Here is a 12787-nt window from a genome sequence, read left to right on the forward strand (position 1 = left end):
ATCGATTCGGCGATGCTGGCGCGCGCGCGCGTGCAGAGCGCGGCGACGCGCCGCTCGCTGGTGGCCGAGCTGGAAGCGGCCACCGGGCTGGAGCCGCGCGAGATCGTGCGCGCGCTGGCCGAGCCGTTCGGCCTCGACGTCATGGAAACGGCCGAGATGCTGGGCATGGCGCCGGCCTTCGACCTGCTGCCGCTGGCGCAGGCGATGGCGCGCCACTGCGTGCTGCTGCGCGGCGCCGGCGGCGCGCTGGTCGGCGTGATTGCCGACCCCTTCGACCTCGACCTGCAGACCTGGCTGGCCACGCGCGCCCGCGCCACGCCCGGCGCGCCGCTGGCGACCAGGCTGGCGCTGCAGGCGGACATCCAGGCTTACCTGTCGCGCCAGGAGGAATCCGCGCGCGCCACCGATACCCTGGTCGCCGGCGCGGCGGAAGTGCGCAACGACGGCAAGACCGCGGCGGTGCTGTCGTTCGCCTCGGTGTCGGAAGCGGCCAGCCCGGCGGTCAGGCTGGTCAACTCGACCCTGTACGACGCGCTGAAAGCCGGCGCCTCCGACATCCACCTGGAGAGCACCTCGGGCGGCCTGGCGGTCAAATACCGCGTCGACGGCGTGCTCGATCACGCTGCATCGGTCAACGGCGTCGAAGTGGCCGAACACATCATCTCGCGCCTGAAGGTGCTGGCCGAACTCGATATCGCCGAACGCCGCGTGCCGCAGGACGGCAGCTTCCGGGTAGAGTCGGGCGGCCGCGAGATCGACCTGCGCGTGTCGATCATGCCGAGCATCCACGGCGAGGACGCGGTCATCCGTATCCTCGACAAGCGCGCGATGATCGAAGCCTACGGCTCGCTGACCCTGGAGGCGCTCGGCTTCGACGCGCCGTCGCTGGTGTCGCTGCGCAGCCTGGCGCAGGAAGCCTACGGCATGCTGCTGGTGACCGGGCCTACCGGTTCCGGCAAGACCACCACCTTGTACGCCGCGCTCACCGAGATCCACAACGGCCGCGAAAAGATCATCACCATCGAAGACCCGGTCGAATACCAGCTGCCCGGCATTTTGCAGATCCCGGTCAATGAAAAGAAGGGGCTGACCTTCGCCAAGGGCCTGCGCTCGATCCTGCGCCACGACCCGGACAAGATCATGGTCGGCGAAATCCGCGACCGCGAGACTGCCGAAATCGCGGTGCAGTCGGCGCTGACCGGCCACCTGGTGCTCACCACCGTCCACGCCAACAACGTATTCGACGTGTTCGGCCGCTTTACCCACATGGGCATCGACCCGTACGCCTTCGTGTCGGCGCTGAACGGCATCTGGGCCCAGCGGCTGGTGCGCATGAACTGCCCGCACTGCGCCACCCGGTTCACCCCAACGGACGAAGAACTGGCGTCGGTCAACCTTGAACGGAACGACGTGGCCGACTACGTTTTCATGCAGGGCAAGGGCTGCGGCGATTGCCGCGGCACCGGCTACAAAGGGCGCCGTTCGATCGCCGAGATCCTGACCCTGAACGACGAGATCCGCGAGCTGATCGTCGACAAGCGGCCGATCCGCCAGATCAAGGCGGCGGCGCACGCCAACGGCACCCGCAGCCTGCGCATGGCGGCGCTGGCGCTGGTGCGCCGCGGGGCGACGACGCTGTCGGAAATCAAGCGGGTGACCTTGCATGCGTAGGCGCTTCGGACAGGCATTGCGCATCGGCGTGTCGAACGCCGGGATCACGCTGGTAAAAACCAGCCGCTGGGGCGCTGATCGCGCCGCCGTCGTGGCCGAACACGCTGTTGCCGACGGCGCGAGCGGGCCGCAGGTGGCGGACGCACTGCGCGCGCTGCTGGCAGGCGGCAGCTGGTCGCGCTGGCCCGCCAGCGTAGTGGTGGCCGACGACCTGGCGCGGATGTGGCAGGTCACGCCGCCGCCGGGCGCCGCGCGCATGGCCGACCTGGAAGCCGCCGCCGCGCTGCGCTTCCAGCAGCTGTACGGCGAGCCGGCGTCGGGCTGGCAGGTTGCCGGCAGCTGGGACCCGTCGCGCGCATTCACGGCCGCCGCGCTGCCGCGCCATTTGCACGACGCGCTAACCGGCGCCGCGGCCGAGCACCGGCTCGCGCTGGTCGAAGTCGTCCCCCAGTTTATCGCTGGGTGGAACCGCTGGTGCCACCTGGTGGCGCCGGACGCCTGGTATGGCCTGGTGCATGATGGCGTGCTGACCTTCGGCATTCCTGAAAACGCCGGCCTGGGCGCAGTGCGCGCGGCCCAGGTGCCGGCCGGCGCCGATGCGCGCTGGCTGGAAGCGCACGCCGCGCGCGAGGCGTTGCGCCTTGGCGTCGCGGCGCCGGCCCGCTTGCAGTTGTCGGGACAGGTTCCCGATGCGTGGTTAAGTGGTGGCCTGACCGTGCTGGGCGAAACGCTGGCTGGATGGACCGCAGGCGCGGCGTTGGCAGCAACCGGGAGCCGCGCATGAAGCCGGTGCGTATCGACTTTGCGCCGCCAGGCATGGCGCGCACGCTGCACCGGACGCCGCCTGCGGCCTGGATGCTGGCGGCGTTTGCGCTCCTCCTCTTGCTGGCTGGCGCGGTTGCGGGCGCCGACGTGGTCAAGCGCCAGCGCGCCCATGAACGCCAGCTCGCCGCATTGCAGGCGCGCGCCGCCGTGCCCGCGCCCGCGCCGCTTGCCGCTGCGACGCCGATCTCGGAAACCCAGGCGGCGGCGGTCAATGCCGCCGTCATGCAGCTCAACCTGCCGTGGCGCGCCTTGCAAGACGCGGTCGCATCGGCCACGCCGCCCGGCGTCGCGCTGCTGGCGCTCGAACCGGATGCGCGCAAGCGCAGCTTGCGCATCAGCGCCGAAGCGCGCACCAGCGACGAGATGATCGCGTATGTCGCCCGCCTCAAGCGCGAGGAACTGTTCAGCGACGTCGCGCTGACCCACCACGAGATCAACGACCAGGACCCGAACCGGCCGATCCGCTTCGAGCTCGACGCAGCATGGAGCGCGCCATGAACGACACCAGCGTCCATGCGCTGCTGCTGCGCCTGCGTCTTGCAGGCAGGGCGCTGGGACCGGTCGCCTGCGGCGCGGCGCTGTGCTGCCTGCTCGGCGCGGCCGCGCTGGCCTGGCTGCTGCCGCAGCGCGCGCTGCAGGTGCGCGAACACGAGCTGGCGCTGCGCATCGCGGCCACCCCGGCCGTCGTGGTCAAGGCCGCGCCGGTGCTGGCCAACGAAAACCTCGCGCTGTTCTACGACACCCTTGGCGAACGCCGCTACGCCGAACAGCAGGTCGCCACCTTGTTCGGGCTGGCCGCCAAGTCCGGGCTCAACTTAAGCCAGGGCGAATACAAGGCAGGCTATGACCGCAACGCGCGCGTCTACACCTACCAGGTGGTGCTGCCCGTGAAGGGGAGCTACGGCGCGGTATGGAAGTTCGGCATGATGGCGCTGCGCGCGATTCCGTTTGCCTCGCTCGACGAAATCAGCTTCCGGCGCGATGCGATCGGCGACGCCGCCGTGGAAGCGCGCGTACGCCTGACCTTGTACCTTGCCGGACCTGGTACCGGAGCGCATCCATGAAGCCGCGCATCCTCATGTACGGCCTCGCGCTGGCCGGCGCCGCCGCCTTGCTAATTTTTGGCGATAACACCCCCGACAGCGGCGTGGCCGAAGCGGTCGACCGCGCGCCAGCCGCCGCCGCGCGCCCGGCTGCGCCAGTGCGGGTGGCAGGCAGCGCGCCGCGCGTGGCCGAACCTGCGATCCTGCGCGTGCTGGACCGGGCGGCGCTACTGGGCGACGACGATGACGGCGCGCCTGCCGCGGGCGTCTTCGGCACCCAGGACTGGAACCCGCCGCCGGCCGAACCGCCGCCGCCGCCGCCGCCGCCGGCGCCAAGCGCGCCGCCGCTGCCGTTCACCTACATCGGCAAAGCCGTCAGCGACGGCGCGGTGGAGGTCTACCTGGCGCGTTCCGGCACCACCTATATCGTGCGCGACAACATGGTCATCGACGGTATCTACCGCGTCGACGACATCAGCCCGCCCACCTTGAAACTGACCTATCTTCCGTTGAACCAGGTCCAGCAAATTAACATTGGAGTCCTCGAGTGATGGCAAGTCCCCGCATGCATAAACTGGGCCGCCTGGCGGCGCTGCCGCTGCTGGCGCTCGCGCTGGCCGGCTGCGCCGCGCAGATGGCCTACCGCGACGGCCGCAACCTGGTGGAGCAGGACAAGGTCGAAGAAGGCCTGCTGAAGTACCAGGAAGCGATCGCTGCGGAACCCGGCAACGCGGTCTACAAGGCGGCCTTCCTGCAGGCGCGCGACCGCAATGCGGTGCGCCTGCTCGAGCAGGCCGAGCGCAGCCGCGCGGCGGGCAAGGGCGCGCTGGCGCTGCAGGACTACCGCCGCGTGCTGGCGTTCGACCCGGGCAACGAGCGCGCCCGCGCCGGCATGCTGGCCATCGAAATGGACGAGCGCCACGCTCGCATGATGGAGGCGGCCGCCGCGTCGGTCGATAAAAAGGAATACGAACAGGCGCGCCTGAAGCTCGGCGCCATCCTGTCCGAGCGTCCGCAGCATGAAGAAGCGCGCCTGATGCTGGCGCGCGTGAACGAGCAGGCGGGCGCGCGCGCGCCGGAAGATGCGCTGGCAGCGGCGTTCCGCCAGCCGATCACCATCGAATTTCGCGAGGCGCCGCTCAAGCAGGTGTTCGAAGTGATCTCGCGCCGCTCCGGCCTGAATTTCGTCTTCGACAAGGATGTCAAGGCCGACCAGCGTACGTCGATCTTCCTGAAGAACAGCACCGTCGAGGCGGCCGTCTACTACCTCATGGTCGGCAACCAGCTGGCGCACCAGGTCATGGACGGCAACACCATCCTGATCTACCCGAACAGCGCGGTCAAGCTGAAGGAATACCAGGAGCTGACGGTCAAGACCTTCTTCCTCGCGAACGCCGAGGCCAAGACCATCGTCAACACGCTCAAGACCATCCTCAAGGCGCGCGACGTGGTGGCGGACGAAAAGCTCAACCTCGTGATCATGCGCGACAACCCGGAGGCGATCCGCGTGGCGTCGCGCCTGGTGGCGCTGCAGGACGTGGCCGAAGCCGAGGTGATGCTCGACGTGGAGATCCTCGAAATCAAGCGAAGCCGCATGATGGAGCTTGGCATCTCGTGGCCGAATGAAGTCACGCTGGCGCCATTGACGTCCGCTGGCGGCGGGCCGCTGACGCTGGAAACGGTGCGCAACCTGCGGCGCCGCGACATCGGCATCTCCAACCTGTCGGCGACTGTCACCGCCGCCAAGACGGACGGCGATTCGAACACGCTGGCCAACCCGCGCATCCGCGTGCGCAACAAGGAAAAAGCCAAGGTCGTCATCGGCGACAAGGTCCCCAACGTCACCACCACGATTTCGCCGGGGGCGGGCGGCTTTGCGTCGGAGTCGGTCAACTACATCGACGTCGGCCTGACACTGAACGTCGAGCCGACCATTTACCTGAACAACGAGGTGGCGATCCGCATCGCGCTGGAGGTGAGTAACCTGGTCAGCACGATCACGACGCCGAACGGCACCACCGCGTACCAGATCGGCAGCCGCTCGGCCAGCACCATGCTGCAGCTGAAGGATGGCGAGACCCAGGTGCTGGCTGGCCTGATCAACAGCGAAGACCGCAGCAGCGGCAGCAAGGTGCCTGGCCTCGGCAGCCTGCCGATCGTCGGCCGCCTGTTCGGCACCACGCGCGACGACAACGAGAAGACCGAGATCGTGTTGTCGATCACGCCGCACCTGGTGCGCACGGTGCAGCGCCCCGCGGCATCGCTGTCCGAGTTCAACGCGGGCACCGAATCGAGCTTCCGTTCACGCCCCGACCAGTCGCCGCGCACCGCGGTAGCCGCGCCAGTGCGCCAGCCTGCGCCGCAGCCGGCGCCTGCGATTCCGTCCGCGCCGCCGCCGCCTGCGCCGGCATCACAGCCGCCGCAAGCGGCGCCCGTGCCGCCACAGGTTGCGCCGCAGGTCACGCCGATCCCGGCGCCGACGACTGCCGAAGCGGCCGAACCGCCGCCTGAAACGGAAGAATAATGCTGCAGCGCCTGCCTCGCGGCTTCACGCTGATCGAACTGCTGGTCAGCCTGGCCATCCTCGCCCTGCTGGCGTCGATGGTCATCCCGGTGACGCAGGTGAGTGTGCAGCGCAAGCAGGAACAGGAGCTGCGCCGCGCGCTGCGCGACATCCGGCAGGGGATCGACTCTTACAAAAAGGCGTATGACGAAGGCCGCATCGCCAAGACGCTCAATTCAACCGGGTATCCGCGCACGCTGGAGGTCCTGGTCGATGGCGTTCCCGACCTGCGCAGCCCGAAGCGGTCGAAGATCTTCTTCATGCGGCGCATTCCGCGCGATCCTTTCAACCCAGAGCCGGACCTGCCCGACGCGGCCACCTGGGGCAAGCGCAGCTACGCCAGCGAAGCCCTTGACCCGCGCGAAGGCGACGACGTGTACGACGTGTATTCCACGTCCGAGCGGGTGGGCCTGAACGACGTCCCTTACCGGAAATGGTAGCCTCCATGATGCGCCGCCTGCGTGCCGGCTTTACCCTGATCGAGCTGCTGGTGGTGCTTGCCATCGTCGCCTTGCTGCTGACCCTGGCCGTGCCGCGCTACCTGCCGCGAATCGACGGCGCCAAGGAGACCATCCTGCTCGACAACCTGCGCAACACGCGCGAGGTCATCGACCAGTTCTACTCGGACACCGGCCGCTACCCCGATTCGCTCGACCAGCTGGTGGAAAAAAAGTACTTGCGCAGCGTGCCGGTCGATCCGATCACGGACAGCAGCGCGACCTGGATCGTGGTGCCGCCGGAAGACGGCGCCAAGGGCGCGGTCTACAGCATCAAGAGCGGCGCGCCGGGCGTTGACCGCAGCGGCAAGCCTTACCTCGACTGGTAGCGCGATGGCACCGGGAGCGCGCAACGGCGGCTTTACCTATATCGGCCTGGTCGTGCTGCTGGCGATCCTCGGCCTGGTCGCCGCGGCCGGCATGAAGACCGGGTCGCTGATGCAGCGCGCCGCCGCCGAAGAAGAACTGCTCGAAATCGGCGCTGCCTTCAGCGAGGCGCTGCGCAGCTACGCGGCCGCCACCCCAAGGGGGCAGCCGCAACAGCCGCCCAACCTCGAAGCGCTGCTGAAGGACCCGCGCTTTCCCGGCGTGCGGCGGCACCTGCGCCGGATCTTCGTCGACCCGGTGACCGGCAAGGCCGAGTGGGGCGTCATGACGAACGGCGACAAGGCAGGCGTCACCGGCGTCTACAGCTTGTCTGCAGCCAGGCCGCTCAAGGTCGGCAACTTCGACGCGCGCTTCCTCAATTTCGACAACAAGGAACGGATCTCGGACTGGAAGTTTACCGCGGCTGGACAGGGCATCATCGTGGTCAACCCTGGCGGCGCCACGCCGCCGCCCGCCGACGCCGGGCCGCCACCGGCGCCGCCGGAACCCGCGCCCGTCGCCGAGGAAGTCCCGGCGGTTCGCGAACTGCCGTCGGCGCCGGATCCGGAAGAAGCGGCAACGCCGCCCGAGCCGCCGGCTGAAGAAAAGACCGAAGAAGGCGCCGACGATACGGAAACGCCAAAGCCGGTTGCAAAATAGCCACAGCTCTTTCCTTAAGTTAACGAAAATGCCGTGCGCGGGGCATGGCTGGCGAGGTGGCATGGTACGATCTTGACATGCATTAAACTGCGACAACACAACAATAAAAACAGCCTGAGTAGGTCGGTTGTTTTGCAAAACCCGCCTTAACGGCGGGTTTTTTTTCGCCTGCGCAACGGCCGGGCACGCACGGACCAGTTCAAACGCGAACTTGCCTGTTTTCTGATTTACACTGGAAAAAAATGCGGACGCGGGAGCGCGAATGGGGCAAGACGACAGGCAGGAGCTTGACGAGGAGAGGCTGAAGCTGGTGCTGGAGGCGGCCGATCTCGACCTGTGGGAAAACGACCTGGTGTCGGGCGAAGTCACGCGCCGGGCCGCCCGGGTTTTCGGCGAGCTTGGCTACAGCGGCGACGAGACGGCGCGCCTGATCGACGACCTGTTCTCGCTGGTGCACCCGGATGACCTGCCGGTGCTGAAATCAGCGCTGCAGCAGCACATGGAGGGGGTGACGCCGCATTACCGCTGCGAGTTCCGCCTGCGCACCAAGACCGGCGCCTGGGTCTGGTATGCGAACCACGGCAAGATCGTGGACAGCGGCGACGGGGTGCGCGGGCGGCGCCTGATCGGCGTCTCCTTCAACATCGATGAACGCAAGCAAAGCGAAGAGCGGGTGCGCGACCAGCAGCGCCTGCTGGCGGAAAGCGAGTCGCGCTACCGTGAACTGCTCAGCAACCTGCGTACCGGCATCGTCGTGCACGGTCCCGACACCAGCATCGCCTACAGCAACGCGCGCGCCCACGAACTGCTGGGGCTGTCCGAGGACGAGATCCGGGGCAAGCTGGCGCCCGACCGGACCTGGCGTTTCGTCGACGAACAGGGCGCGCCGCTGCCGCTTGCCCACTATCCGGTCAACCGGGTGCTGGCGAGCGGGCAGGCGATCGAATCCCAGGTGCTCGGTGTGATCCAGCGCGGCGGGGCCCCGGTGTGGCTGCTGGTGAGCGCCTTCCCTGAATTTAAAGGCGACGGCGCGCTCAAGCAGGTGGTGGTCAATTTCGACGACATCACGCCGCGCAAGCACGCGGAGCAGGAAATCCACCAGCTGGCGTTTTACGATTCGCTGACCGGCCTGCCCAACCGGCGCATGCTGATGGACCGCCTGCACGAAGCGCTGGCGGCCTCCGCGCGCAGCCAGCGTTACGGGGCGGTGCTGTTTATCGACATGGATAATTTCAAGGCGATCAACGATGTGCTGGGGCACTCGGTTGGCGACCTGATGCTGGTCGAGGCTGCCGCCCGCATCGGCCACTGCCTGCGCGAAGCCGACATGGTGGCGCGCCTGGGCGGCGATGAATTCGTCGTACTGGTGGCGGCGGTGCAGGGCGACGCGGGCATGGCCGCGCAACGCATCGCGCTCATTGCCGAAAAGATCCGCACCTCGCTCAGCGCCCCTTACCAGCTGTTGGGACATGAACGGCACTCCTCACCCAGCATTGGCGTGGCGATGTTCCTCGGCGGCGGGCAGGGCAATGCCGACACCGTGATCCGCCAGGCCGACATGGCGATGTACAAGGCCAAGGACGCCGGGCGCAACACCTTCCGTTTCTTCAGCGCCGCGATGCAGCTGGCGGTGGAAAGCCGCGCCGCCCTCGAAGCCGACCTGCGCCTGGCCATCGGCCTCGGCCAGCTGCAGCTGCACTACCAGGTCCAGGTCGACGCGCGGCAGAACGTGCTGGGCGCCGAAGCGCTGGTGCGCTGGCGCCATCCGGTGCGCGGCCTTGTGTCGCCGCTGCAATTCATTCCGATTGCCGAGGAAAGCAGCCTGATCCTTGAGATCGGCAACTGGGTCCTCGATACTGCCTGCGCCCAGCTGGCGCGCTGGCAGGACAAGCCCGCGCTGCGCCACCTGACCCTGGCCGTGAACGTGAGCGCCCGGCAATTCCGCCAGGCCGACTTCGTCGACATGCTACGCGCGATCGTCGAACGCCATCCCTGCGATGTGTCGCGCCTGAAGCTTGAACTGACCGAAAGCATGGTGCTGAGCGACGTGGCGGAAGTGGTGCACAAGATGGAATCGCTGCAAGCCCTCGGACTGAGCCTTTCGATGGACGACTTCGGTACCGGGTATTCCTCGCTGGCTTACCTGAAGAAACTGCCGCTGGCCCAGATCAAGATCGATCAAAGCTTTGTCCGCGACATCACGACCGACGCGGCCGATGCGGTGATGGTCAAAACCATCATCGACCTGGCCCGCAACTTCCACCTGGAAGTGATTGCAGAAGGAGTGGAAACGGTGGAGCAGCTCGAGTTCCTGCGCGCGCACGGCTGCGCCATGTACCAGGGCTTTTTGTTCGGCAAGCCGCAACCCGTCGAGGCGTTCGAAGAACAGCTGGCCACGCGGGGCGCTGTCGTCCCCGCGTGAACCGGCTTACTTGCCGCGGCGCTTGAAGTCGCCCAGGCGGAAGCCGAGCGCGAACAGCACGGCGAAATAGGCGGCGGCGCTGGCGCCGATGATGCACAGCAGGGCCAGCGCGCGCAGCCACGGCGTGGACTGCATTGCCGCCCAGTCGAACTGGCTGGCGCTGTACCAGCTCAGCGCGCCCATCACCGATACCGCGACCGCCAGCTTGATGAAGAACACGATCCAGCCCTTTTGCGGCACATAGATGCCACGGCTGCGCAAGCCGCCGTAGAGGAAGCCGGCGTTGACGCAGGCGCCCAGGCCGATCGACAGCGCCAGGCCGGCAACCGCGAAGATCGGCACGAATACCAGGTTCATCAGCTGGGTGAAGACCAGCACGCCGACGGCGATGCGCACCGGGGTGCGCACGTCCTGGCGCGCGTAAAAGGCCGGCGCCAGCGTCTTGACCAGAATAATGCCGAGCAGGCCGACGCTGTAGGCCACCAGCGGCATCGCCGAGGTGGTGATCGCCTGCGTGGTGAATTTGCCGTAGTGGAACAGCGTGGCGATCATCGGTTCGGCCAGGGTGGCCAGGCCGACCGCCGCCGGCAGCGCCAGCAGGAAGGTCAGGCGCAGGCCCCAGTTCAGCAGCGCCGAATATTCGGCCGTGTCGCCGCTGGAGTTCGCCTTCGATAGGCTCGGCAGCAGCACGGTGCCGAGCGCCACGCCCAGCATGGCGGTCGGGAATTCCATCAGCCGGTCGGCGTAGGTGAGGGCGGACACGCTGCCGGCCGACAGGCGCGAGGCGATACCGGTATTAATCAACAGGCTGATCTGGGCGGCGGAGACGGCGAACACGGCCGGGCCCATCTTGCGCAGCATGCGCATTACGCCCGGGTTGCGCAGGGCGGCGATGGGGTTGAACGAGATGCGCGGCAGCATGCCGATTTTCATCAGCGCAGGGATCTGGATGCCGACCTGCAGCAGGCCGCCCACGCACACCGCCACCGCCATCGCGTAGATCGGCTGTTCAAGGTAATCGACCAGTACCAGCGAAGCAAGGATGAAGGAGATATTCAGCAGCACCGGCGTGAAGGCCGGGATCTTGAACTGGCTCCAGGTGTTGAGGATGCCGCCGGCCAGCGCGACGAAGGCCATGCAGGCGATGTAAGGGAACATCCAGCGCGTCATCACGACGGCAGCATCAAAAGCCTGCGGATCGTTGGCCGACTGGCCCATCACCAGCATGATCAGCCAGGGCGCGGTGATGATGCCCACCAGGCTGGTGAGCAGGGTGGCCCAGACCAGCGCAGTGCCGACGCTGTCGGCGAGGGATTTGGTCTCGGCCTCGCCATGCTGGTTTTTATATTCTGACAAGATCGGCACGAAGGCCTGCGAAAACGCGCCTTCGGCAAACAGGCGGCGCAACAGGTTGGGCAGGCGGAATGCAACAATAAAGGCGTCGGTATAGGCGGAAGCGCCAAAGGCGCGCGCGAACAGGCTTTCGCGCAGTAATCCGGTGACACGGGACAGCATCGTCATGCTGGAGACGGCGGCCAGGGTTTTGAGCAAGTTCATGGGGCGAGATTATATCCCGGCAACAGTCTGCCCCGACCCCGCGCGCAAGCGTTGGGGAAACTTATTGTTGAATTTGGAATTGCTCTTGAACGATTATGGCGCTATAATCGAAGGCTGTACAAAATTCTGTTTCGCAGACACTAATGTTTGGCAGGCACTGGTTTGACTCACATGGTTCTTCGGCAGTTATGAAACCAGTTTGACAGACGCATATGTCCGCAAACGCAACTTTGACCCCGATTTAGGAAATTCCATGGCAAATACCGCACAGGCACGCAAGCGCGCTCGTCAAGCAGTCAAACAAAACGCTCACAACTCCGCTCAGCGTTCGACCCTGCGTACCGCAATCAAAGCAGTTCGCAAGGCTATCCAGGCTGGCGACAAAGCAGCAGCAACCACGATTTTCCAGGCATCCGTGTCGAAGATCGACAGCATCGCTGACAAGAAGATCATCCACAAGAACAAGGCAGCTCGCCACAAGAGCCGCCTGGCAGCAGCCCTGAAAGCACTGGCAGCTTAAATAGCGCTAGTTCGGCGGAATGCCGGCCCGCACGGGCCGTTCCGCCAGGCTGTACCAGTTCTGGACTAAGAGAACCCGCCTGACTTGCGTCACGCGGGTTTTTCGCTTTACCTCACTTCGGCAGGCCGTTGACGGTGCTGCCCGGCTTGACGTTTTTCTGCTTGAACCAGCCCAGGTTCATTTCCAGCGCGTACTTCACCGGCGTGGCCGAGCAATGGCTGTCGAGGGTCTGCGGCTGCATGTCTTCGATGTTGACGATCTTGCCCTCGGCGTCGATGAAGGCGACCGACAGCGGCAGCGGGGTGTTCTTCATCCACATGCATTGCGAGGTCGCCTGGTCGAACACGAACACCATGCCGTGGTTGTTGGCCATTTTTTCGCGGAACATCAGGCCTTGCTGGCGCTGGGCGTCGGTCTGGGCGACTTCGGCCTGGATCAGGTGCATGCCGGCCGACAGCTGGATGGTCGTGAAGCGGGCGTTCTGGGCGCCGGCGCCGCAGGCAACCAGCGAGAGCAGGGCGGCCGCGGCCAGGGGGGCGAGTTTCTTGTTCATATTCGTCGAGTTGGATAAGGGTGGCTGATTAAGCCACGCCGGTGCTTCGAGCGTCAAGCGCGGACATGCTCGGTTACACCCCGCGTCGTTCCCGCGCAGGCGGGAACCTA

13 protein-coding genes are annotated in these 12787 nt (G+C 66.5%); 11 read left to right on the forward strand and 2 right to left on the reverse strand.

What is annotated here, in order from left to right; translation table 11 throughout:
• Positions 1 to 12: 12 nt before the first annotated feature.
• From LMJ30_RS17195 to LMJ30_RS17240, 10 genes are all read left to right on the forward strand, one after another.
• A complete protein-coding gene (locus tag LMJ30_RS17195; RefSeq protein WP_229434021.1) occupies positions 13 to 1671 on the forward strand; it encodes a GspE/PulE family protein in 1659 nt (552 codons plus the stop codon).
• Complete coding sequence (locus LMJ30_RS17200) at positions 1664 to 2455, forward strand: hypothetical protein (RefSeq protein ID WP_229433657.1); 792 nt, start codon at positions 1664 to 1666, stop codon at positions 2453 to 2455. Before LMJ30_RS17195 ends, LMJ30_RS17200 begins: the two co-directional genes overlap by 8 nt.
• The gene (locus LMJ30_RS17205; protein ID WP_229433658.1) at positions 2452 to 2994 is read left to right on the forward strand and encodes a PilN domain-containing protein; all 543 of its coding nucleotides are present in this window, start codon (positions 2452 to 2454) and stop codon (positions 2992 to 2994) included. The genes LMJ30_RS17200 and LMJ30_RS17205 overlap by 4 nt, the downstream gene beginning before the upstream one ends.
• Positions 2991 to 3560, forward strand: coding sequence for a hypothetical protein (locus LMJ30_RS17210; RefSeq protein WP_229433659.1), 570 nt, complete (start codon positions 2991 to 2993; stop codon positions 3558 to 3560). The genes LMJ30_RS17205 and LMJ30_RS17210 overlap by 4 nt, the downstream gene beginning before the upstream one ends.
• On the forward strand, positions 3557 to 4090 hold the full coding sequence (locus LMJ30_RS17215; RefSeq protein ID WP_229433660.1) for a hypothetical protein: 534 nt from the start codon (positions 3557 to 3559) through the stop codon (positions 4088 to 4090). Before LMJ30_RS17210 ends, LMJ30_RS17215 begins: the two co-directional genes overlap by 4 nt.
• 14 nt (positions 4091 to 4104) lie before the next feature.
• Positions 4105 to 6063 (forward strand): secretin GspD/PilQ domain-containing protein, encoded by a 1959-nt coding sequence (locus LMJ30_RS17220; protein ID WP_229433661.1) that lies wholly within the window; start codon positions 4105 to 4107, stop codon positions 6061 to 6063.
• Positions 6063 to 6542, forward strand: coding sequence for a type II secretion system protein (locus tag LMJ30_RS17225; protein ID WP_229433662.1), 480 nt, complete (start codon positions 6063 to 6065; stop codon positions 6540 to 6542). The genes LMJ30_RS17220 and LMJ30_RS17225 overlap by 1 nt, the downstream gene beginning before the upstream one ends.
• 5 nt (positions 6543 to 6547) lie before the next feature.
• Entirely contained in the window at positions 6548 to 6928 is a 381-nt protein-coding gene (locus LMJ30_RS17230) for a type II secretion system protein (RefSeq protein WP_229433663.1), read from the forward strand.
• 4 nt (positions 6929 to 6932) lie between these two features.
• The gene (locus tag LMJ30_RS17235) at positions 6933 to 7625 is read left to right on the forward strand and encodes a type II secretion system protein (protein WP_229433664.1); all 693 of its coding nucleotides are present in this window, start codon (positions 6933 to 6935) and stop codon (positions 7623 to 7625) included.
• Positions 7626 to 7887: 262 nt separating this feature from the next.
• Positions 7888 to 10047: a putative bifunctional diguanylate cyclase/phosphodiesterase gene (locus LMJ30_RS17240; protein WP_229433665.1), complete on the forward strand. Its 2160-nt coding sequence runs from the start codon at positions 7888 to 7890 to the stop codon at positions 10045 to 10047.
• Between the two features lie 6 nt (positions 10048 to 10053).
• Here the strand turns inward: LMJ30_RS17240 and murJ are convergent, their stop codons facing one another.
• Positions 10054 to 11604 carry a murein biosynthesis integral membrane protein MurJ gene (gene murJ, locus LMJ30_RS17245; RefSeq protein ID WP_229433666.1) on the reverse strand — a complete coding sequence of 517 codons (1551 nt, stop codon included), beginning with the start codon at positions 11602 to 11604 and terminating at the stop codon, positions 10054 to 10056.
• A 253-nt stretch (positions 11605 to 11857) separates the two neighbouring features.
• On the opposite strand from murJ, the gene rpsT reads away from it, so the two are divergent.
• Positions 11858 to 12124, forward strand: coding sequence for a 30S ribosomal protein S20 (gene rpsT, locus LMJ30_RS17250; RefSeq protein ID WP_119811533.1), 267 nt, complete (start codon positions 11858 to 11860; stop codon positions 12122 to 12124).
• Positions 12125 to 12236: 112 nt separating this feature from the next.
• Here rpsT and LMJ30_RS17255 read toward each other — a convergent pair whose 3' ends face one another.
• The gene (locus LMJ30_RS17255; RefSeq protein WP_229433667.1) at positions 12237 to 12677 is read right to left on the reverse strand and encodes a DUF192 domain-containing protein; all 441 of its coding nucleotides are present in this window, start codon (positions 12675 to 12677) and stop codon (positions 12237 to 12239) included.
• Positions 12678 to 12787 lie beyond the last annotated feature (110 nt).

This window comes from Massilia agrisoli (assembly GCF_020831365.1).
Lineage (GTDB): Bacteria > Pseudomonadota > Gammaproteobacteria > Burkholderiales > Burkholderiaceae_D > Telluria_A > Telluria_A agrisoli.